The organism is Streptomyces sp. TLI_053, from assembly GCF_900105395.1.
Taxonomy (GTDB): Bacteria; Actinomycetota; Actinomycetes; order Streptomycetales; family Streptomycetaceae; genus Kitasatospora.
This window is the reverse complement of sequence record NZ_LT629775.1, coordinates 7,955,432-7,976,454: the sequence shown is the minus strand read 5'-3', so window position 1 is coordinate 7,976,454 and position 21,023 is coordinate 7,955,432. Positions and strand designations below refer to the sequence as shown.

Annotated in this window: 16 protein-coding genes; 11 read left to right on the top strand and 5 right to left on the bottom strand. The window is 74.3% G+C overall.

The window, feature by feature from the left end; translation table 11 throughout:
* Window positions 1-29: 29 nt before the first annotated feature.
* Both BLU95_RS33305 and BLU95_RS33300 read left to right on the top strand, forming a co-directional pair.
* Window positions 30-3,221 carry a M28 family peptidase gene (locus BLU95_RS33305; RefSeq protein ID WP_093863255.1) on the top strand — a complete coding sequence of 1,064 codons (3,192 nt, stop codon included), beginning with the start codon at window positions 30-32 and terminating at the stop codon, window positions 3,219-3,221.
* A 244-nt stretch (window positions 3,222-3,465) separates the two neighbouring features.
* A complete protein-coding gene (locus BLU95_RS33300; protein WP_231978006.1) occupies window positions 3,466-4,782 on the top strand; it encodes a cytochrome P450 in 1,317 nt (438 codons plus the stop codon).
* A 31-nt stretch (window positions 4,783-4,813) separates the two neighbouring features.
* Here BLU95_RS33300 and BLU95_RS33295 read toward each other — a convergent pair whose 3' ends face one another.
* A complete protein-coding gene (locus BLU95_RS33295) occupies window positions 4,814-5,617 on the bottom strand; it encodes a hypothetical protein (RefSeq protein WP_159425087.1) in 804 nt (267 codons plus the stop codon).
* A 207-nt stretch (window positions 5,618-5,824) separates the two neighbouring features.
* Between BLU95_RS33295 and BLU95_RS33290 the strand changes: the two genes are divergently transcribed.
* Window positions 5,825-6,454, top strand: a complete 630-nt coding sequence (locus tag BLU95_RS33290) for a LysE family transporter (protein ID WP_093863253.1) — start codon at window positions 5,825-5,827, stop codon at window positions 6,452-6,454.
* A 122-nt stretch (window positions 6,455-6,576) separates the two neighbouring features.
* Here the strand turns inward: BLU95_RS33290 and BLU95_RS33285 are convergent, their stop codons facing one another.
* Window positions 6,577-7,476, bottom strand: coding sequence for a helix-turn-helix transcriptional regulator (locus BLU95_RS33285; protein ID WP_107452627.1), 900 nt, complete (start codon window positions 7,474-7,476; stop codon window positions 6,577-6,579).
* Window positions 7,477-7,525: 49 nt separating this feature from the next.
* Here BLU95_RS33285 and BLU95_RS33280 point away from each other — a divergent pair, with 49 nt between their 5' ends.
* Window positions 7,526-8,257, top strand: coding sequence for an SDR family NAD(P)-dependent oxidoreductase (locus BLU95_RS33280; protein ID WP_159425086.1), 732 nt, complete (start codon window positions 7,526-7,528; stop codon window positions 8,255-8,257).
* An 86-nt stretch (window positions 8,258-8,343) separates the two neighbouring features.
* On the opposite strand, the gene BLU95_RS33275 is transcribed toward BLU95_RS33280, so the two are convergent.
* On the bottom strand, window positions 8,344-10,554 hold the full coding sequence (locus BLU95_RS33275; protein WP_093863250.1) for a discoidin domain-containing protein: 2,211 nt from the start codon (window positions 10,552-10,554) through the stop codon (window positions 8,344-8,346).
* Between the two features lie 360 nt (window positions 10,555-10,914).
* Complete coding sequence (locus tag BLU95_RS33270; RefSeq protein ID WP_093863249.1) at window positions 10,915-12,222, bottom strand: ROK family transcriptional regulator; 1,308 nt, start codon at window positions 12,220-12,222, stop codon at window positions 10,915-10,917.
* 126 nt (window positions 12,223-12,348) lie between these two features.
* Here BLU95_RS33270 and BLU95_RS33265 point away from each other — a divergent pair, with 126 nt between their 5' ends.
* From BLU95_RS33265 to BLU95_RS33245, 5 genes are all read left to right on the top strand, one after another.
* Window positions 12,349-13,662: an ABC transporter substrate-binding protein gene (locus BLU95_RS33265; RefSeq protein WP_093863248.1), complete on the top strand. Its 1,314-nt coding sequence runs from the start codon at window positions 12,349-12,351 to the stop codon at window positions 13,660-13,662.
* Between the two features lies 1 nt (window position 13,663).
* The gene (locus BLU95_RS33260; protein WP_231978005.1) at window positions 13,664-14,602 is read left to right on the top strand and encodes a carbohydrate ABC transporter permease; all 939 of its coding nucleotides are present in this window, start codon (window positions 13,664-13,666) and stop codon (window positions 14,600-14,602) included.
* Window positions 14,599-15,441 (top strand): carbohydrate ABC transporter permease, encoded by an 843-nt coding sequence (locus BLU95_RS33255; protein WP_093863247.1) that lies wholly within the window; start codon window positions 14,599-14,601, stop codon window positions 15,439-15,441. Before BLU95_RS33260 ends, BLU95_RS33255 begins: the two co-directional genes overlap by 4 nt.
* Before the next feature lie 62 nt (window positions 15,442-15,503).
* On the top strand, window positions 15,504-16,856 hold the full coding sequence (locus tag BLU95_RS33250) for a GH1 family beta-glucosidase (RefSeq protein WP_093863246.1): 1,353 nt from the start codon (window positions 15,504-15,506) through the stop codon (window positions 16,854-16,856).
* 192 nt (window positions 16,857-17,048) lie between these two features.
* Entirely contained in the window at window positions 17,049-17,618 is a 570-nt protein-coding gene (locus BLU95_RS33245) for a hypothetical protein (RefSeq protein ID WP_093863245.1), read from the top strand.
* Between the two features lie 96 nt (window positions 17,619-17,714).
* On the opposite strand, the gene BLU95_RS33240 is transcribed toward BLU95_RS33245, so the two are convergent.
* The gene (locus tag BLU95_RS33240) at window positions 17,715-18,764 is read right to left on the bottom strand and encodes an ABC transporter substrate-binding protein (RefSeq protein WP_093863244.1); all 1,050 of its coding nucleotides are present in this window, start codon (window positions 18,762-18,764) and stop codon (window positions 17,715-17,717) included.
* Window positions 18,765-18,924: 160 nt separating this feature from the next.
* Here BLU95_RS33240 and BLU95_RS33235 point away from each other — a divergent pair, with 160 nt between their 5' ends.
* Both BLU95_RS33235 and BLU95_RS33230 read left to right on the top strand, forming a co-directional pair.
* Window positions 18,925-19,974: a FecCD family ABC transporter permease gene (locus tag BLU95_RS33235; RefSeq protein ID WP_093863243.1), complete on the top strand. Its 1,050-nt coding sequence runs from the start codon at window positions 18,925-18,927 to the stop codon at window positions 19,972-19,974.
* On the top strand, window positions 19,971-21,017 hold the full coding sequence (locus tag BLU95_RS33230) for a FecCD family ABC transporter permease (protein WP_093863242.1): 1,047 nt from the start codon (window positions 19,971-19,973) through the stop codon (window positions 21,015-21,017). Before BLU95_RS33235 ends, BLU95_RS33230 begins: the two co-directional genes overlap by 4 nt.
* The last annotated feature ends 6 nt before the right edge of the window (window positions 21,018-21,023 follow it).

Sequence of the window (21,023 nt, the reverse complement as noted above, 5' to 3'; positions counted from 1 at the left end):
GAGCACCCCCACGTTCGAGGAGCCTCGGAATGAAACGCAGATTGCTGACGGCGGGGACCACCCTGACCGTCCTGGCCGGCATGCTGACCGCCACCGCGGTCGGACAGGCCGGTGCCGCCCCGGGTGCGGCCGCCCCCGCACCCCCCAGCGCACTGGCCGCCGCCGTGAACGCCGCCGACCAGGCGGCCGCGGCCGGCCAGGACGCCCTGGCCAAGGGACCCGGCGAGACCTACGAGCGCCAGTCCGTGACCCCCTGGCTGGGCGGTCTCTACTCGGTCGCCTACGAGCGCACCTACAAGGGCCTGCCGGTGGTCGGCGGCGACGCCGTCGTGATCGCCGACGGCCAGGGCCGGGTGCACGGGTCCCAGTCCGCCAACACCGGCGCGATAGGCGTGCCCACCACCGCCCTGATCAGCGCCGCCAACGCGGAGCGCACCGCCCGCACCAAGCTGGCCACCGTGGACGGCGTGCAGTCGCGCCGACTGGTCGTCCGGGTCAAGGACGGCGCCGGGCGGCTCGCCTGGGAGACCGTGCTCACCGGCCGCACCGCGACCGCCCCGAGCACCCTGCACGTCTTCGTCGACGCCCGCAACGGCGAGGTCGTCGACAGCTACGACGACGTGCGGGCCGGGACCGTCAACAGCAAGTGGAACGGCCCCTCGCCGGTCATCAGCACCACGGCCTCGGGCAGCACCTACTCGCTGCGCGACCCGAACCGGCCCGGCCTGACCTGCGCCGACTACTCGACCGGCCAGATATTCAGCAAGTCCTCGGACTCCTGGGGTACCGGCAACCCCACCAGCAAGGAGACCGGCTGCGGCGACGTCATGTTCGCGGCGCAGAAGGAATGGGACATGCTCAAGGACTGGTTGGGCCGCAACGGCCACAACGGTACCGGGGGCAGCTGGCCGGTCAAGGTCGGTCTCAACGACGTCAACGCCTACTGGGACGGCTCCTCGGTCTCCATCGGCCACAACAACGCCAACGAGTGGATCGCCGCGATCGACGTCGTCGGCCACGAGTTCGGACACGGCATCGACCAGTACACCCCGGGCGGCGCCAACAACGAGAATGGCCTGGGCGAAGGCACCGGCGACATCTTCGGCGCGCTGACCGAGGCGTACGCCAACGAGCCCTCCCCGTACGACAGCCCGGACTACACCGTCGGCGAGATGATCAACCTGGTCGGCCGCGGCCCGATCCGCAACATGGCCAACCCCTCGCTCGTCAACGGCGACCCCAACTGTTACTCCTCCTCGATCCCGAGCACCGAGGTGCACGCGGCCGCCGGCCCGCTGAACCACTGGTTCTACCTGCTCGCCGAGGGCTCCAACCCGGGCGGCGGCAAGCCCACCAGCCCGACCTGCAACAGCTCCACGGTCACCGGCGTCGGCATCAAGGACGCGGGCCGGGTCTTCTACGGCGGCATGCTGCTCAAGACCAGCGGCATGACCTACAAGAAGTACCGGACCACCACCCTGACCGCGGCCAAGAGCCTCGACCCCTCCTGCAACCTCTTCAACCGCACCAAGGCGGCCTGGGACGCGGTCAGCGTGCCGGCCCAGACCGGTGACCCGAAGTGCGACGGCCCGACCGGCCCGGACTTCTCGATCAACTCCAGCCCGACCTCCGGCACCGTCCAGCCGGGCTCCTCGGCCACCGCGACGATCGTCACCCAGGTGACCCAGGGCGGCGCCCAGACCGTCAACCTGACCGCCACCGGCGCCCCGAGCGGCGCGAGCGTCAGCTTCAGCCCGTCCTCGATCCAGTCCGGGACGAACGCGACGATGACGGTCGCCACCAGCGCCAACACCGCGCCCGGCAGCTACGTCATCACGGTCACCGGCACCGGCCAGACCACCCACACCGCCCAGTACACGCTGACGGTCGGCGGCGGCAACCCCGGCGGCCAGGCGCCCGACATCAGCGTCGCCAACGTCCAGGCGCACCTGGCCCAGCTCAACACCATCGCCTCGCAGAACGGCGGCAACCGCCGTACCGGCACCGCCGGTTACAGCCAGTCGCTGGCCTACGTGAAGGCCAAGCTGGTCGCGGCCGGCTACCAGGTCAGCGAGCAGACCTGCGGCTCCTGCACCTACACCGCCAACAACCTGATCGCCGACTGGCCGGGCGGCCCCGCCGACCAGGTCACCATGTTCGGCGCGCACCTGGACGGCGTCAGCGCCGGCCCGGGCATCAACGACAACGGCTCCGGCTCGTCCGTCCTGCTGGAGACCGCGCTCGCGCTGGCCCAGCAGAACCCCACCATGACCCGCCACGTGCGCTTCGCCTGGTGGACCGGTGAGGAGCAGGGCCTGCAGGGCTCGCAGTACTACGTCAGCCAGCTGGGCTCCACCCAGCGCAGCGCCATCAAGGGCTACTACAACTTCGACATGGTCGGCTCGCCCAACGCCGGCTACTTCATCAACAACGTCAACTCCGCCACCTCGGCGCCGATGAAGGCCTACTGGGACTCGCTGAACCTCCAGCCGGAGGAGAACGTCGAGGGCCAGGGCCGCTCGGACGACGCCTCGTTCCAGTCCGCCGGCATCCCGACCTCGGGCTACGCGGCGGGCGCCAGCGCCACCAAGACCGCCAACCAGGCGGCGAAGTGGGGCGGCACCGCGAACCGGGCGTACGACTCCTGCTACCACTCCGCCTGCGACACCACCAGCAACATCAACGCCACCGTGCTGGACCGCAGCGCCGACGGCGTCGCCTACACGCTGTGGAAGACCTCGGTCGGCAGCGGCCCGATCCCGACCAACGACTTCTCGGTCGCGGTCAACCCGGCCACCGGCAGCGTCAAGCCGGGCGAGTCGGCCAGCGCCACGGTGAACACCCAGACCACCTCCGGCTCCGCCCAGACCGTGAACCTCACGGTCACCGGCGCGCCGGCCGGTGTGACGGCCACCGTCAGCCCCGCCTCGGTGCAGTCGGGCGGCTCCGCGACGCTGAACATCTCGGTCGCGGCCTCGGTCCCCGCCGCGACGTACAACCTGACCGTCACCGGCACCGGTTCGGTCTCCCACTCCAGCAGCTACTCGCTGGTGGTCACCTCCGACCCCGGCCCGGGCAACGGCACCTGGGCCGCGGGCACCACCTACAAGGCAGGTGACACCGTCACCTACAACGGAATCAGCTACCGGTGCATCCAGGGCCACACGGCCCAGGTGGGCTGGGAGCCGCCGATCGTCCCGGCCCTCTGGCAGCCGATCTGAGCGGACCGGATCGTCTCCGGGACGGGATGAAAAAGGGCGGTGCCGCGGTTCGTCGAGGGGGACGGACCGCGGCACCGCCGCATTGTGTGTCGCGCGGGCGCCGGCCCGGCGGTCGCGGCCGGCGCCTCCTCGGCGGCGACGGTCACCGCCGGCCCCACTGACGTAGAGTCAGCGCGGACACCGCGGCCGGACATCCGACCCGGCCGGGCTCGGCCGGCCCGCCGCCGACCGAGGAGGCACCCCCGTGACCACCGCCGCGAACCCCGGCCCCTCCCCCGCCACCGCCCCGCCCGTCCCCGAACTGCCCCCCGGGGCCGTCGAGCAGTGGCGCAGCGAGGAGGCCGAGCTGATCGACCTGCTGGCCCGCACCCGGCAGCGGCTCGGCGGCGTCGCCGCGTTCCGGATCGGCCCCCGCCCCACCGTCCTGGTCACCGACCCCGAGGCCGTGCAGCACGTCCTCGGCCGCCACCCCGAGCGGTACGTCAAGCGCTCGCACCGGGCCCGGCTGCTCGCCGGCGAGGGTGTCCTGACCGCCACCGGCGAGGCCTGGAAGCGCCAACGGCGCATGCTCCAGTCCCAGTTCACCGGGACCGGGATGCGCCGGTACGAGCAGCGGATCGCCGCCGCCGCCCACCGCGCCGCCGACCGCTGGGCCGGGTACGCCCGCACCGGCGAGCGGATCGACCTCGGCGAGGAGATGCGGCACTTCGCCCTCGACACCATCTGGCGCGCGCTCACCGGCCACCCCCTGGACCGGGACACCGAGCGCGAACTCGACCGCATCGCCACCGTCGTCGCCGCCCTCCCCCAACTCCCCGACGGCGAGCAGGCCGGCGAGGCCGTCGCCGAGGACCTGGCCCGGATCGACGCGGTGGCGCACGCCGCCGTCGCGGCCGCCCGCCGCCACGAGGACGGCCCCGACGGCCCCGGCGTCCTGCGGGTGCTGCTCGAAGCGGCCGAGCGGCACCCCGAGTACACCGAGCGGCTGATCCGCGACGAACTGGTCACCCTGCTCGTCGCCGGGCACGAGACCACCGCCACCACCCTCACCTGGCTGTACCTGCTGCTCGACCGGGAGCCCGGCGCCCGGCGGTGGGCCCTCGACGCCGGGCCCGAGGGCTCGCCCGAGCGGCGCGAGGCGGTGCAGGCGCTGGTCTCCGAGACGCTGCGGCTCTACCCGTCCGCCTGGATCCTCCCCCGGCACGCTCTCACCGAGGACACCCTGGCCGGCCACCGGGTCGAGGCCGGCACCGACCTGCTGGTCTGCCCCTACCTCACCCACCGCGACCCGGAGCTCTGGCCCGACCCCGAGCGCTTCGACCCGGCCCGCTTCGGCCCGGACGGCGTCCGCCCAGCACACCTCGGCGGCTACCTCCCGTTCGGCCTCGGCGCCCGGGCCTGCCTCGGCACCCAGTTCGCGCTGCGCGAGTCCGTCGCGGTGCTCGAACTCCTGCTGCCCGCCTTCACGGTGCGCTTCCTCGAGCGGCCCACCGGGGCCGTCTACAGCATCACCGTCCGGCCGGACGGCCCGACGCCGGTGGTGGTGACGGCGGCGGGGTGACGACGGCGACCGGCCCGGTGGTGGACCCGGCTCACAACCGCCAGATCCGTTCCGGCTCCCAGCGGGCGAGCGCCGCCCGGACGGCGTGCGGCGGGACGCCCACCGTCCTGAGGTTGCAGATCCGCAGCATCCCGCGCTTGTCGTCGTACATCTCCATCGTCGGCCGGGTCATCAGCAACGGCGAACCCTTGCCCAGGTACGCCACCAGCCAAGTGCCGCCGAAGGTCGTCGACCGCAGCCCCACCGCCGTCAGCTCCGACCACGGCAGTACAGCCCGGCCCCGCGGCCCGCTGAACACCAGTGCCTGCGCCGAGAACTCCAGCCGCCCACGGCCCCGCCCGGCCGCCATCACCAGGGCCGGCGCCACGAACGCCAGCAGCAGTACGGCCAGCCCCACCCACGTGCCCAGCGGGTGCGCGTCGAACATCGAGGGGTCCGCGGGGCCCGGATTCCACTTCCTGGTGGCCGACCCCGGCCGAGACATCACCAGCGCCCCCGCCCCGGCCACGAACACTCCGCACAGCAGCACCATCAGTGCGGCGCCACGCCGACCGGCCCGCAGACCGCCCAGCACCGTCACATCGGCCGACGACAGCAGCACAGCGACCGGCACCGGCGGCACCGGCGGCACCGGCGCGGCACCGACGACGGCGGCCGGGGAACGCAGCTCCCGGTAGGTCTGGAACACCAGTACACCCGCCAGCAGCGCGCACGCCACCGCCGCCACCACCCACCAGAAGGGCGACAGCGACACCTCGTTGGTGACCAGGTTCGCCACCACCGCGAACAGAGCCGGACAGACCGCCAGCAGCACCGGCCACAACCGCGTCCTCATCTCGACCCCCTCCTTGCCGGACCGTTCCCGATCGCTCCCGATCACTCCCGAGAGAAACACCGGACGCCCCCGGAGACTCGGTCACCGGACCGAATCCCGCCGATCGGCCGGCGGGCCCGGCCCCGACAAATCGGTGGCCCGCCCGGCGGCCGCGCACTACGCTCCCGGCCACCACCCCTCGACCACCCAGCCCGAACCGGAACCCCCATGACCGACGCCCTGTTCTCCGGCCTCCTCGCCGGCTACGGCATCGCCGTGCCGGTCGGGGCGATCTCCGTCCTGATCGTCACCCTCGCCTCCCGCGTCTCGCTGGCCCGGGGCATGGCCGCCGCCCTGGGCGTGGCCACCGCCGACGGCCTGTACGCCCTGCTCGCGCTGGTCGGCGGTGCGACGCTCGCCCCGCTGCTCGCACCGGCCGCGGGCGCCCTCGAACTCGTCGCAGCGGCCGTCCTCGTCCTCCTCGCCGCGCACGGGCTGCGCGCCACCCTCCGGACCCACCGGGCGGGCCGGGAGCCGGCCGGGCCACCGCCCCCGGCGCCCGCCTCCCCCTGGCGCACCTACGCCTCACTGCTCGGCCTGACCCTGCTCAACCCGCTCACCGTGGTCTACTTCAGCGCCCTGGTGCTCGGCGGCCGCACCGGCCCCGGCAGCCTCGGCCCCGGCCTGGTCTTCGTCCTGGCCGCCTTCGCCGCCTCGGCCAGCTGGCAGGCCCTGCTCGCCACCGGCGGCGCCCTGCTCCGCCGCCTCCTCACCGGCGCCCGCGGCCGTCTCCTCACGGGTCTCACCGGCAACCTGGTCGTCCTGGCCCTGGCGCTGCGCCTCGTGCTCCAGCGCTGACCCGGCGGGCCGCGGACCGGCCGACGGGCTCCATCGCGGCGGCCGGAGGGCGTGCGGTTCCACGACCTGCCGACGGTCTCGCCGGGCGGCAACGGCCAGTACGAGCAGCCGGCACCTGCCCGTCACTGACCCCCGGCGCGGCGGAACTCCGAGGGCGGGCAGCCGAAGCGGGCGCGGAAACGGCGGGTGAGGTGGGCGTGGTCGGTGAAGCCCGCGGCGGCGGCGACCTCGGCGAGCGGCAGGGCGGTGCGGGCGGTCAGCTGGCCGGCCACCTCCAGCCGCACGCCGAGCAGTTCGGCCCGGAAGGAGGTGCCCGCGTCGGCCAGGCCGCGTTGGAGGGTGCGCGGGCTCAGACCGAGCAGGGCCGCCGTCTCGCCCAGCCGCCAGGGGTGGGCCGGATCGTGGGCGAACCGGGCCCGCGCGGTCTCCAGCGGGTGCGGAGCGGCGGCGACGGCCGGCGGGGCGGACCAGTGCAGGCGCCACCCCGCCACCCGGGCCGCGCCCGCCCGCAGGACCTCCTCGGGCCGCCCCGCCGCACCGTCCGCCCGGACCTCGACCCGGGCCGCGCGGCCGGCCGGACCCGCCGTGGCCACCACGTCGATCGCGCACACCAGCAGCGACTCCGCCGGGCCGGGCTCCCCGCCGAGCGCCGGGACATGACGGACCGTCAGTCCGCTTTCGCCGATCGTCCGGGCGGTCCGGTGGCCCGCGTGGAACCAGGGCTCCACCAGCCGGGCCCGGTCGAGGAGCCGGGCGAGGTCGGCGCAGCCGGGGAGGGCGGCGAGCAGCGGGTCCCCGGCGAGCAGCCGCTCGGCGGCCGAGAGCAGCGCCGGCCAGCCCCGGGCCGCCGCGAGCGCGGCCGTCAGCCGGGCGTGCAGGCGTTCCGGCACCGGGAGTCCGTCGCCCAGCAGCCGTTCGGCCCGCTGCCCCGCCGCCCCGGCGCGCGGGCCGAGTTCGCGCAGGACGGCGAGCGCCATCGCCGGGCGGACCGAGCGCGCCATGTCGACACCGGTGCGGGACATGGCGCGATCGTACAAGCGGACCGGACACCCCCGCTCCACCATGGGCGGCGTGAACCTCAGCTCGAAGCGCATCCTCGTCACCGGCGGCACCGGCGGTGTCGGCCTGGCCCTTGCCGACCACCTCCGCTCCCTCGGCGCCGCCGTCGTCACCTGCGGCCGCAGCGCGCCGCCGGACGCCCCGCACGCCGTCCGGGCCGATCTGGCGCTGCCCGGCGAGGCGGCCAGGGTGGTGGCCGGGGCCGTCGGACGGCTCGGCGGCCTGGACGTCGTGGTCGCCAACGCCGGTGTCCAGTACCCCACGCCGCTCACCCTCGGCCCCGACCCGCGGACGCTGGCGCAGGCCCGCGAGGAGATCGAGGTCAATCTGGCCTCGGTGGTGGAGCTGGCCGCCGCCGCCTGGCCGCACCTCGCGGCGGCCGCGCCCGAGGCCGCGTTCGTCGCGGTGACCTCGGGGCTGGCGTTCGCGCCCAAGCGGAGCGCGCCGGTCTACTGCGCCACCAAGGCGGCCGTGCACATCCTGCTGGAGTCGCTGCGCCACCAGGCCCGGACCGCTACCCCCGGCGTCCGGGTCCAGGAGATCGTGCTCCCCCTGGTCGACACCGCGATGACCGCGGGCCGCGAGGGTCCGGCGAAGAAGCTCACCCCGGCCGCCGCGGCGGCCGCCGTCGCCCGCGGTATGGCGGGCCGGCGGGACGTCGTCCCGGTGGGGGCCACCCGGGCACTGCTGGCGCTGCTGCGGGTCGCCCCGCCGGTGGGGCGGCGGGTCCTGCGCGACGGCTGAGCCGCGCCGCCCCGGCGGCCCGCCGGATCGCGGGCCGCCGGGGCGGCGTTCGGGGAAGGCGCCCCGGCGCCGTCCCGGAGGGCCGGTTACGGGTAGGAGGTGACCGTGGACGGGACGGTGGAGGTGCCGGAGGTCGCGCCGCCGGTGCCGTTGATCACGTGCTCGTACTGACCGTTGCCGCCCAGCGAGACCACCAGCAGGTCGTGGAACCGCACCCCGGGCCGGACCGGGGCCTCGAAGCCGTGGTCCATCCGGATGCTCGGGTCCACGTTGAAGTAGCAGTAGCTGCCGAGCCCCCAGCCCTCGTGGGTGGTGACGCCGTCGTCCACCTTGTAGGCGGCCCATCCCCTGGTCGCGCCGTTCTGCACGGCGGCCTGGTTCGGGGCGTCGTAGGCGATCTCGTTCTGGAAGAAGATCGTCCGGCCGCGTTCGCCCGACCATTCGACGTCGTACTTCTTGAAGTGCTCGACGAACAGCCCGGTGCCGAGCACGTCGTCGCCGCGCACCAGCAGGCCGTAGTCGGCGGGGTTGACCGTCCAGCCGACGCCGGCGCCGTGGTCGGCGCGCCAGATCCAGGTGTGGTCCACGATGACGTCGTCACTGTTGACCACGATCCCGGCGGTGGCCGAGCCGGCGCCCGCGCCGCCGACCCGGACGAACACGTCCTGGAGGGTGGTCGGGTCGGCGGCGTGGTCGGCCGCGGCGTTGTCCGGGCCGATCTGCACCAGGACCGGCGAGTTGACCGGTCCGGCGTCGACCAGCAGCCCGGCCAGCCGGACGCCGTCCACGTCGGCGACCCGGATCGCGGTCACCCCGTTGTCGGGCACCACCGTGGCCAGGCCGAGGCCGAGCACCACGGTGTCCGGGCGGGTCACCTCGATCGGCCGGTCCACGTGGTAGACGCCCGGGGTGAACAGCAGGTCCAGGCCCTGCGCCAGCGCCTGGTTGATGGTGGCCGCCGTCGCGCCCGGCTTGACCAGGTAGAACTGGTTCAGCGGCCGCGAGGTGCCCTGCGGCACGCCGTCCCAGGAGACGCCCCGGGCATCGGTCCGCTTCGCCGGGACGAACACCCGGTACTCGTTGCCGTCCAGGTACAGGAACGGCTTCTCGCGCGACACCGGGGTGGTGTCGAGGGTGGTGTAGGGCGGGTTCGGGAAGGTCTGCGCGGGCGCACCCTGGACACCGGAGAACACCTGGTTCCAGACCCCGTTGGAGAAGCCGCCGATCGCGCTGTCCCTGGTGTACCACTGCTGCTGCGAGTAGTTGCCGATCTGGCCGTCCACCCGGCTGTCGGCGATGTAGCCGCCGCTGGCCCAGCCGTAGCCGTTGGGCGCCAGGTTGAGCCCGCCTCGGACGTGCATCCGGCGGAACGGCGCGGCCTGGGCGACGGCCCAGCGGTCGGTGCCGTTGACCGGGTTGAGGGCGAGGTTCTCGGCGGAGCGCCAGAAGTTCTGGGTGGCGTTGCCGTTGAACCAGCCGGCGTCCACGGTGACGTCGCCGTTGAAGGTGGTGTCGTCGGGCTTGAGGCCGAGGCCCGCGATCGAGGTGTAGAAGCCGAGTTGGGCGTTGAGGTTCTGGTAGGTGCCCGGCTTGAACAGCAGCGCGTACCGCTCGGGGCCGAACTGGTTGGACTCCTGCTTGCGGAACACCTCGTCCAGCTCGGCCTGGATGCCGGGCGTGCCGGGGTCGAAGACCAGCACGTTCGGGCCGAGGTCGCCGCCGCCCTGCACCGGCGGCACGGTCGGGCCGTCGGAGGCGGCGACCCGCAGCTCCCACAGCGAGTAGCCCCAGGCGGTGCCCCGGGCCGTGCCGTTGAGCCGGACGTAGCGGCCGCTGCCGGAGACGGCGAGGGTCTCGGTGCCGCCGGTGCCGTTCGCGGTGCTGTAGAGGGTGCGCCAGGTGACGCCGTCGTCGGAGGCCTGGATCTGGTAGGCGCGACCGTAGGCCGCTTCCCAGGCGAGTTCGACCCGGCACAGCTGCCGCACCGAGCCGAGGTCGACCTGCAGCCACTGCGGGTCGGCGAAGGCGGAGGACCAGCGGGTGCCGGGGTCGCCGTCGACGGCGTTGGCGGCGGACAGGCCCGCGTTCTCGGTGGAGGAGGCGGTGGCCGGGCGGCCCCGCGCGGCGTCCGCGGCACCGCACTCGGCGGCGGCGGTGGGCGCCGTCGTGGCGGCGGAGGTGGCCGGGGCCGCCAGGGCCGCCGGTCCCGGCAGGGCGAGGGTGGTGGCCGCGAGCAGGGCGAGACCGAGCCTGGCGGCCGGCCCCCCGCGACGCGGGCGTGCTGAAGTGAGCCTCATGGGCTGCTCCTGCGGTGGGGGTGGGTGGAGGCGGAGGCGCACACCGCGGCCCGTGCCCGGTACGCCGTCGGGCGCCGGGCGGTGGGGAACGACGGGACGGCTCGACGGGTCCGCGCACCGGCCGGCTCGGGGTTCGGCCGGTGCGCGCACGGACCCGCCGCGGCGGGCGGTCACCTGGTGCGTGACGGAGCGCCGCCGGCCCGGGGTCCGGGCCCGGGGAGCGCCCCCGACCGGGAGTCTCGGGGCAGTCGATCCGGGGTGTCAACCCTTTGTGCAGGCTTTCCTCACACCGTGAACTTTCCTCCACCACAAGGGATTCCGACGATCCGGCAGCTCAGGGCAGGGGTCCGGTGGCAGTACTCAGGTCCACCGCCCGGTCGCGCCCGCGCCCACCGCGGCACCGTCCGCGCGGCGCGGGAACTCCCCGCCGGAGTCCAGGAAGTCGGAGAGCGGCAGGGTCGCCGCGCCCACCGTCACCGCCGCCGGGCCGAGCGTGCCCAGCACGATCTCGGTCTGCTCCCGCGGGAAGCGCAGCGCGTACTCGGTGGCGGCCGCACGGATCCCGGGCAGCAGCCGGGGACCGAGCAGCAGTCCGGCCCAGCCGCCGATCACGATCCGCTCCGGGTTGAACAGGTTCACCAGGTCGGCGATGGCCGCACCGAGGTACTCGGCGGCCTCGTCGAGCAGCGCGACCGCGGCCGGATCGCCCGCGCCGGCGGCCGCCAGCAGGGCCGCCAGCCCCGCCTTCTCCCCACCGCCGGGCGGCGCCGCACCCCACCGCGCGACCAGCGCCTCGGCCCCGACGTACGCCTCCAGGCAGCCGCGCGCGCCGCACCGGCAGCGCCGTCCGCCGACGTGCACCTTGGTGTGGCCCCACTCGCCCGCGCTGCTGGTGGCGCCCCGGAAGCGGGCGCCGTCGGCGATCACGCAGGCGCCGACGCCGGAGCCGAACAGGGCGACCACCGCGTGCCGCGCGCCGCGCCCGGCGCCGAACCACATCTCCGCCTGGCCGAGGGTCTTGGCACCGTTGTCGACGAACAGCGGCAGGTCGGTGCCGGCCCGCAGCATCCGGCCGAGCGGCACCGCGTCCCAGCCGACGGTCTGGCCGTGCACCACGGCCCCCGCGCCGCCCCCGAGGTCCGGCCCGACGCCCTGCCCGAGGTCCGGCCCGACGCCCCGGCCGAGGTCCGCCTGCTCGACGATGCCGGGCACGCCGACACCCACGCCGAGCACCGTGCCCGGGTCGGTCCCGGTGCGCTCCAGCACGTCGGCCAGCCCGGTCAGGATCAGCTCCGCGACATGGCCGGCGTCGTGGCCCCGGTCGTCCAACGGCCGGTCACTGGCCGCCAGTTCGGTCCTGGCCAGGTCGAACAGTGCGACCCGGACCTGGGTCTCGCCGACGTCCACGCCGACCAGATGGGCCCGGCCGGCGGCGACCCGGAGCAGGATCCGGGGCCGCCCGCCGTCCGACTCCACCGAGCCGCACTCCTCGATCAGGCCGTCGGCGAGCAGCTCGCCGGTCACATTGCTGATCGATCCGCCGCTCAGCCCGGTGATCGAGCCGAGCTCCTGGCGGCTGAGCGGCCCGTCGAAGTACAGCCGCCGCAGCAGCGTGGACCGGCTGCCTCTGCGCAGGTCACGCACCGTCTTCTTGCCTCGCGCGGTCATGGGATCTCCCTCCTGCCCCGAATCTATCGCTGTCCGAACCCTTGACGGAAGCTTTTCTCACACGTTAAATCACGCCTCGAATTAAGTATCGCAGCAGCGGACTTCACCCGAAGAGGGGATCCCTTCATGCCCATCGCCCGCGCCGCCGCAGCCGGCGTGCTCGCCACCGCGCTCGTCCTCACCGCCACCGCCTGCGGCGGGGGCTCCACCGCCGGCGGCGGGGGCGACAGCAGCCCCGGCACGCTCACCTACTGGGCCTCCAACCAGGGCACCAGCCTGGAGAACGACCGCCAGGTACTGGAACCCGAGCTGCGGAAGTTCGAGCAGCAGACCGGCATCAAGGTGAAGCTGGAGGTCATCCCCTGGTCGGACCTGCTCAACCGGATCCTCGCCGCCGCCGGCTCCGGCCAGGGCCCCGACGTGCTCAACATCGGCAACACCTGGTCCGCCTCGCTCCAGGCCACCGGCGCGCTGCGGCCCTTCGACGCCGCCACCCTCGCGAAGACCGGCGGCAAGGACCGGTTCCTGCCCGCCGCGCTCGCCTCGGCCGGCGCCGCCGGACAGGACCCGGCCGCCGTCCCGCTCTACTCGATGGCCTACGGCCTGTACTGGAACAAGAAGCTCTTCGCCGAGGCCGGGATCGACCGGGCACCGGCCACCTGGGAGGAGCTCGTCGCCGACGGGAAGAAGCTCACCACCGGCGGCCGCTACGGCCTCGCCGTCGAGGGCGGCAACATCAGCGAGAACGTCCACCACGCCTTCACCCTCGCCAAGCAGCACGGCGCCGACTTCTTCGACCCGTCCGGCCGCCCCGCCTTCGACAGCCCGGGCGCCGTCGCCGCGGTCAAGCAGTACGTCGACCTGCTCGGCACCGAGAAGATCGCCGCCGCGGGCAACGCCGAGTACGCCAACAACCAGTCCGTCACCGACTTCGCCACCGGCAAGGCCGCCATGCTGCTGTGGCAGGCCGCCGGGGCCAACCTCAAGTCCCACGGCATGGCCCCCGAGGACTACGGCGTCGCCCCCGTCCCCGTCCCCGCCGGAGCCACCGGCGAACGCGCCACCACCTCGATGGTCGCCGGGATCAACCTCGCCGTCTTCCGCGCCACCAAGAACACCGAAGGGGCGCTGAAGTTCGTCTCCTTCATGACCGGCACCGAGGAACAGACCGTGCTCAACAAGGCCTACGGCACCATCCCCCCGGTGGTCGAGGCCCAGCGCGACGCCGCCTTCGCGACCCCCGAACTCGGCACCCTGGCCGCCGTCCTGGGCCAGAGCGCCCGCCCGCTGCCCCAGGTGCCCGCCGAGAGCCAGTTCGAGACCCTGGTCGGCACCGCGGTGAAGAACCTGCTCGCCTCCGCCGCCGCCGGCAAGGCCGTCACCGAGGACGGCGTGCGCGCCGAACTCACCCGGGCCCAGCAGCAGATGCCGGCCAACTGACGTGATCCGGGGCCGAATCGACCGACTGCGCCGACGCGCCGGAACCACCGCCCTCCCCTATCTGCTGCTGCTCCCCGCACTGCTGCTCGAACTCGCCGTCCACCTGGTGCCGATGGTGCTCGGCACCGTGATGAGCCTCAAGCGGCTCACCCAGTTCTTCATCCGCGACTGGACCGCCGCACCCTGGGCCGGACTCGCCAACTTCCGTACCGCCGTGGACTTCGACGCCCCGGTCGGCCGGGCCCTGCTGCACTCCTTCTGGGTCACCTGCGCCTTCACCGTGCTGGCCGTCGGCCTCGCCTGGCTGATCGGCACCACCGCCGCCGTGCTGATGCAGGACTCCTTCCGCGGCCGCGGCCTGCTGCGCGCCCTGTTCCTGCTGCCCTACGCGCTGCCGGTCTACGCGGCGGTCATCACCTGGTCGTTCATGTTCCAGCGGGACACCGGTCTGATCAACCACGTGCTGCACGACCAGCTCCACCTGGTCGACGACAAGCCGTTCTGGCTGCTCGGCGACAACAGCTTCACCGCGCTGGTCACCGTCTCGGTCTGGCGCAGCTGGCCGTTCGCCTTCCTGACCCTCACCGCCGGGCTGCAGAACATCCCGCGCGAACTCTACGAGGCGGCCGCGCTGGACGGCGCCGGGGTCTGGCAGCAGATCCGCCGGATCACCCTGCCCTCGCTGCGGCCGGTCAACCAGGTGCTGGTCCTGGTGCTCTTCCTCTGGACCTTCAACGACTTCAACACCCCCTACCTGCTGTTCGGCCGCTCGGCGCCCGCCGCGGCCGACCTGATCTCGGTGCACATCTACCAGTCCTCCTTCGTCACCTGGAACTTCGGCGCCGGCTCGGCCATGTCCGTCCTGCTGCTGCTGTTCCTGCTGGTGGTGACGGCCGGCTACCTGCTGCTCACCTCGCGCCGGAAGGACGCCACCGCGTGATCGACCCGCCCGCCTCGTTCCGGTGGCTGCGCCGCGCCGTGCTCGCCGCGCTCACCGTCTTCACCCTCGTCCCCGTCCTGGTGATGCTCGGCAGCTCGCTGAAGCCGCTCCAGGACGTCCAGGGTCCGTTCCGCTGGATCCCCAGCACCGTGACCCTGCGTCCCTACGCGGACATCTGGCGCACCGTGCCGCTCGGCCGCTACCTGGTCAACTCGCTGATCGTGGCCGGAGGTTCGACGATCTGCTCGGTCCTGGTCGCGATCGTCGCGGCGTACGCGGTGAGCCGCTACCGTTTCCGTGGACGGCGCTTCTTCACGGTGACGGTGCTGTCCACCCAGATGTTCCCCGGCATCCTGTTCCTGCTCCCGCTCTTCCTGCTCCTCGTCAACGTCGGCAACGCCACCGGGGTCGCCCTGTACGGCAGCCGCGGCGGTCTGATCCTCACCTACCTGACCTTCTCGCTGCCGTTCTCGATCTGGATGCTGGTCGGCTACTTCGACTCCATTCCGCGGGACCTGGACGAGGCCGCGCTGGTCGACGGCTGCGGTCCGGTCCGGGCCCTGGTGCGGATCATCGTCCCGGCGGCGGTGCCCGGCATCGTCGCGGTCGCGGTGTACGCCTTCATGACGGCCTGGGGAGAGGTGCTCTTCGCCTCGGTGCTCACCAACGAGGAGACCCGCACCCTGGCCGTCGGCCTCCAGGGCTACGCCACGCTCAACGACGTCTACTGGAACCAGGTGATGGCCGCCTCGCTGGTGGTCAGCGTCCCGGTGGTGGCCGGCTTCCTGCTGCTCCAGCGCTACCTGGTCGCCGGACTCACCGCCGGGGCCGTCAAATGACCCGCGCACCGCACCCCGGCACCGCCCGCTCCCCTGTCCTCCACCGCCCCGAAAGGCCCGCCATGACCGACCCCGGCACTCAACTGGCCGCCCTGCCCGACGACTTCCTCTGGGGAGCGGCCACCGCCGCCTACCAGATCGAGGGCGCGGCGGACACCGACGGGCGCGCCCCCTCGATCTGGGACACCTTCGCGCGCACCCCGGGCCGGGTGGCCGGGGGCGACACCGGCGACACCGCCTGCGACCACTACCACCGCTGGCCCGAGGACGTCGCGCTGATGGGCCGGCTCGGCCTCGGCGCCTACCGGTTCTCGATCGCCTGGCCGCGCGTGGTGCCGCTCGCCGACGACCGGGTCAACCGGGCCGGCCTGGACTTCTACGACCGGCTGGTGGACGGCCTGCTGGCGGCCGGGATCCGCCCGTTCCCGACCCTGTACCACTGGGACCTCCCGCAGGCGCAGCAGGACCGGGGCGGCTGGCCGGTACGGGACACCGCCGAGCGGTTCGCCGAGTACACCGCCGCGGTCTCCGCCCGGCTCGGCGACCGGGTCACCGACTGGGCGACGCTCAACGAGCCGCTCTGCTCGGCCTGGATCGGCCACCTCGACGGCGCGATGGCCCCCGGGCTGACCGACCTCACCGCCGCCGTGCACGCCTCCTACCACCTGCACCTCGCCCACGGCCTGGCCGTGCAGGTGCTGCGCGAGAACGTCCGGGACGCCCGGATCGGCATCGTCAACAACCTCAGCCCGATCGAGCCGGCCACCGACTCGCCCGCCGACCTGGCCGCCGCCGTCCGCGCCGACGGCCACGTCAACCGCTGGTGGCTCGACCCGATCCACGGCCGGGGCTACCCCGAGGACATGCTGCGGGTCTACGGTGTCGACCTGCCGGAGCGCCCCGGGGACCTCGACCTCATCGCCGCGCCGCTGGACTGGCTGGGCCTCAACTACTACTTCCGCCAGATCGTCGCCGACGACCCCGCCGGGCCGGCCCCGTACGTCCGCCAACTGCCCGGCCCCAACCGGGAGCACACCGCGATGCCCTGGGAGGTCCACGCGCCCGGACTGGAGCAGCTGCTGCTCCGGCTCACCGAGGAGTACGACGCCGAGCGGATCTACGTCACCGAGAACGGCTCGGCGTACGCCGACTCGGTGGCCGCCGACGGCAGCGTGCACGACCCGGAGCGGACCGCGTTCCTGGCCGAGCACCTCGCCGCCTGCGCCCGGGCCGTCGACCGGGGCGCGCCGCTGGCGGGGTACTTCGCCTGGTCGCTGCTCGACAACTTCGAGTGGGCGTACGGGTACGCCAAGCGCTTCGGGCTGGTCCACGTGGACTACCCGACCCAGCGCCGCACCATCAAGTCCAGCGGCCACCACTACGCGCGGCTGATCGCGGCGCACCGGGGGCGGTAGGGGCCGCGGGGGCGCTAGGGGGCGCGCGGGGGGCGTACGGGGTGCCGGGAAGCTGCCGGTCGATCTGCCGCCACCCGCCGTTCCGGCGGCCATAACCTGGGCGCCCGGCGCGCAGGAACGGACCGACGCGCCGTCAGATCAGCGGCCCCGACCGGGCCGCCCCGCACGTCCGGAAGGATCCCGTACCCCGCCATGACCAGTCTCCGCACCAGAGCGGCGGCCCTCGCCGCCGTCGCCGCGATCGGCTTCGCCACCTTCGCCTCCGGCACGGCCACCGCCGCCCCGGCCCCGGCCGCCCCCTCGACGGCCGGGGCCCCCGCCCTCGCGACGGCCGCGCTCACCCCGCCCACCCGCATCCCCGGCAACACCTCGATCGGCCGCAACCAGGCCTGGTACTCGCCGAACGGCAAGGTGATGCTGGCCATGCAGGGCGACGGCAACGTCGTGCTGTACCGCGACGGCAAGGCGATCTGGGTCGCCCAGGGCGCCATGCCCCGCGGCGAGTTCCTGGTGATCCAGGGCGACGGCAACCTCGTCGTGTACGCCGCCGACAACACCCCGCTGTGGAACAGCCAGACCGGCGGCAAGTGGGGCGCCGAGCTGACCATCTACAACGAGGGCGCGATCGCGGTCGAGCTGAACGGCAAGATCCTCTGGACCTCCGCCCCGCCGCAGCCGCTGCCCACGTGCCCGCCGTGGGGCCCGTCCTACCCCGGCCAGGTCATCCCGCCGTGGTGCCCGACCTGGCCCTTCCCCTCCTAGTAGTAGGGCCGGAGCGGGTCGACCGGCCGGGACATCCGCCGGAGCGGCGGGACGTACGGGCAGCCGCCCCCGCCGCTCCGGCACCCGGTCCGCTCGTCAGCCGAGCTTCTTCGCGCCCTGGACGGCCTTGGCCAGGTTCTCCAGCAGCGGGGCGGCGCCCAGCCAGGAGAAGCGCGGCACCGCGTCCCACGGGGCGACCTGGCCGGCCTTGACGGCGGGCAGCGCCGACCAGGCCGGCTTGGCCGCCAGGTCGGCGGGCTGGAGGGCGGTGCTGCGGTTGTCGAGCAGGATCAGGTCGGCCTGGTACTTGCCGGCGTTCTCCCAGCTCAGGCTCTCGAAGTAGCCCTGCGGGTCGAGCGCGTCCGGGACGACGAAGTCGACGCCCAGCTCGCGGAAGTACATCAGGTCGGTGCTGACCGCCGGGTTGGTGACGTAGAAGAGGTCGGCGCTGCCGGAGGCGGCCATCACCTTGAGCCCGCCGGCGGCCTTCGCGGCCTGCCGCAGGGTCTCCGCGGCGGCCTCGAAGCGGGCCTTGGCCTCGGTGACCCGCTTGGCGTTCAGGTCCGCGCCGAGCGACTCGGCCAGCGCGGCATAGCGCTTGATCGGCTCGGGCAGCGGGACCCGGGCGGTGGTGACGGCGACGCTCGGGGCGAGGGCGAGGATCTTGTCCTTGCTCTCGTCCGGGACGTACCAGAGGGCGTCCGGGTCGTACATGTGGGTGACCAGCAGGTCGGGGCGCAGCGCCGCGTACTTCTCGATGCCGAACTCGCCCCAGGCGTTGCCGACGATGGTGACCTTGTCGATGTCGAGCTCGCCGGCGGACGGGTCGGCCCTGCCGTCGGCGCGCCTGGTCTCGCCGAAGACGCCGGCGATCCGGTCGCCGAGTCCGAAGTCGTGCAGGGCGGCGGCGGTTCCGGTGAAGGCGACGATCCGGCGCGGGGTGTTCTTCGCGGTGACGGCCCGGCCCCGGTCGTCGGTGAAGGACCAGGCCTTGCCGTCGGCGCCCCCGCCGTCCGCGCCCTTCGTGCCGCCCCCGCCCCCGCTGCCGCAGGCGGCCAGTGCGGCGCCGAGGCCGAGGGCGCCCGCGGCGGTGAGGAGGGTGCGGCGGGTGGGTCGCCCGGGGGTCGGGAGGCCGGGGTTGGGCATGGGGGTGCCTTTGTTCGGTGGTGGGAGTGGTGAAGGTCCCGGGGCGGGTCGCACCCCGAGCCGGGACTTAGGTTAGCCTAACCATATTCACCGGCCTGTCGACCGTCCGTCGGCGCCCCGCCACCCACCGTCCGCACCCCGGTCCCCGGAGCACCCCACCATGCACGACGTCACCGCCCGCCCGGGACCGCCCGCACCGGCCGCGCCCGCCGGCCGCCGCCACCGCCACCGGACCCGCGCCCTCGGGCTGCTCGCCGCCCTCGCCCTGCTGGCCGCCGCCGTGGTGCTCAGCATCGCCGTCGGCGCCAAGGCGCTCTCCCCCGCCGAGGTCTGGCACGGTCTCACCGACCCCGCCTCCCCGGCCTACCCGGTCGTCAACCGGATGCGGGTCCCGCGCACCCTGCTCGGACTGCTCGCCGGCACCGCCCTCGGCCTGGCCGGCGCCGTCATGCAGGCCGTCACCCGCAACCCGCTCGCCGACCCCGGTCTGCTCGGCATCAACGCGGGCGCCTCCGCCGCAATCGCCACCGCGATCGCCTTCCTCGGCGTCGGCGGCTTCACCGGCTACGTGTGGTTCGGCCTGGCCGGCGCCGGCGTCGTCTCCGCCCTCGGCTACGCGGTCGGCGGCGGACGCCGGGCCACCCCCGCCCGGCTCGCCCTGGCCGGTGCCGCGCTCAACGCCGCCCTCTATTCCTACGTCAGCGCCGTGATGCTGCTGGACTCCGCCTCGCTGGACCGGATGCGGTTCTGGACCATCGGCTCACTGGCCGCCGCCGGACCCGGCACCGTCACCGCCGTCGCGCCGTTCGTCCTGGTCGGCGCGGTGCTGGCGCTCGCCCTCGCCCGGCCGCTCAACGCGCTCGCCCTGGGCGAGGACTCCGCCCGCGCCCTCGGTGCCCGGCCCGCCCGGGTCCGGGCCGGCGCCGTCCTCACCGTCACCCTGCTCTGCGGTGCCGCCACCGCCGCCTGCGGACCGATCGTGTTCGTCGGCCTGACCGTGCCCCACCTGGTCCGCGCCCTCACCGGCCCCGACCTGCGCTGGATGCTGCCGTACTGCGCCGTGCTCGCGCCGCTGCTGCTGCTCGGCTCCGACGTGCTCGGCCGCGTCGTCGGCCGGCCCGGCGAACTCCAGGTCGGCCTCGTCACCTCCGTGCTCGGCGGCCTCTTCTTCCTCCTCCTCGTCCGTCGCACGAAGGCGGCCCGCGCATGACCGACCTCACCCGCACCCGCACCCTGCGCACCCCCGGCGGACTCTCCGTCCGCTACCGCCCGCGCACCGTGCTCGCCGTCACCGCCTGCCTGTTCACCGCGATCGCCGTCGCCGTGACGACCCTCGGCAGCGGCGACTACCCGCTCACCCCGGGCGAGGTGATCGGTGCCCTCACCGGCGGCGGCGACCCCGCGGCCGACTTCGTCGTCAACGAACTGCGGCTCCCCCGGGTGGTCACCGCCCTGCTCACCGGCGCCGCCCTCGCCCTCTCCGGCGCCGTCCTCCAGGCCCTGGTCCGCAACCCGCTCGGCAGCCCCGACATCCTCGGCCTCACCCAGGGCGCCACCACCGGTGCGCTGCTGGTGGTCGCGACCGGCGGCAGCAGCCTCGCCCTGGCCGGCGGCGCCGTGGCCGGCGGCACCGCCGCCGGCGCGCTGATCCGCGCCCTCGCCCGGCGCGGCGGCAACGGCGGACACCGACTCGTCCTGGTCGGCATCGGCGTCGCCGCCGTGCTCGGCGGTGTCAACGGCTACCTGCTCACCCGGATCAAGCTGATGGAGGCCGCCCGCGCCCTGCTCTGGCTCACCGGCAGCCTCGACGGACGCGGCTGGGACGACGCCCTCCCCCTGCTCGCCGTTCTCGCCGTGCTGCTCCCGGTGGTCCTGCTCGCCTGCGGCCCCGGCCTGCGGATGCTGGAACTCGGCGACGACACCGCCCTCGGCCTCGGCGTACCGGTCGAACGGATCCGGCCCGTCCTGCTGGGCTGCGCCGTGCTGCTCGCCTCGGTCGCCGCGGCCGCCGCCGGACCGGTCTCCTTCGTCGCCCTCACCGCACCCCAACTGGCCCGCCGCCTCACCCGCGCCCCCGGCCCCAACCTGCTGGCCTCCACCGCGATGGGCGCGGCCCTGCTCGCCGCCGCCGACCTCGCCGCCCAGCACGCCTTCGGCGGGCGGCAGCTGCCGGTCGGCGTGGTCACCGGCGTGCTCGGCGGCGGCTACCTGGTCTGGCTGCTGGCCGCCGAACGCCGCGCCGGCCGGCTGTGACCGCCG

Excerpts from the sequence above, each read along its gene's own strand:
- BLU95_RS33305 (WP_093863255.1), top strand. The coding sequence starts at position 30 with ATGAAACGCAGATTGCTGACGGCGGGGACCACCCTGACCGTCCTGGCC.
- BLU95_RS33295 (WP_159425087.1), bottom strand. The coding sequence starts at position 5,617 with ATGAGGACGCGGTTGTGGCCGGTGCTGCTGGCGGTCTGTCCGGCTCTG.
- BLU95_RS33290 (WP_093863253.1), top strand. The coding sequence starts at position 5,825 with ATGACCGACGCCCTGTTCTCCGGCCTCCTCGCCGGCTACGGCATCGCC.
- BLU95_RS33285 (WP_107452627.1), bottom strand. The coding sequence starts at position 7,476 with ATGTCCCGCACCGGTGTCGACATGGCGCGCTCGGTCCGCCCGGCGATG.
- BLU95_RS33275 (WP_093863250.1), bottom strand. The coding sequence starts at position 10,554 with ATGAGGCTCACTTCAGCACGCCCGCGTCGCGGGGGGCCGGCCGCCAGG.
- BLU95_RS33270 (WP_093863249.1), bottom strand. The coding sequence starts at position 12,222 with ATGACCGCGCGAGGCAAGAAGACGGTGCGTGACCTGCGCAGAGGCAGC.
- BLU95_RS33265 (WP_093863248.1), top strand. The coding sequence starts at position 12,349 with ATGCCCATCGCCCGCGCCGCCGCAGCCGGCGTGCTCGCCACCGCGCTC.
- BLU95_RS33250 (WP_093863246.1), top strand. The coding sequence starts at position 15,504 with ATGACCGACCCCGGCACTCAACTGGCCGCCCTGCCCGACGACTTCCTC.
- BLU95_RS33245 (WP_093863245.1), top strand. The coding sequence starts at position 17,049 with ATGACCAGTCTCCGCACCAGAGCGGCGGCCCTCGCCGCCGTCGCCGCG.
- BLU95_RS33240 (WP_093863244.1), bottom strand. The coding sequence starts at position 18,764 with ATGCCCAACCCCGGCCTCCCGACCCCCGGGCGACCCACCCGCCGCACC.
- BLU95_RS33235 (WP_093863243.1), top strand. The coding sequence starts at position 18,925 with ATGCACGACGTCACCGCCCGCCCGGGACCGCCCGCACCGGCCGCGCCC.
- BLU95_RS33230 (WP_093863242.1), top strand. The coding sequence starts at position 19,971 with ATGACCGACCTCACCCGCACCCGCACCCTGCGCACCCCCGGCGGACTC.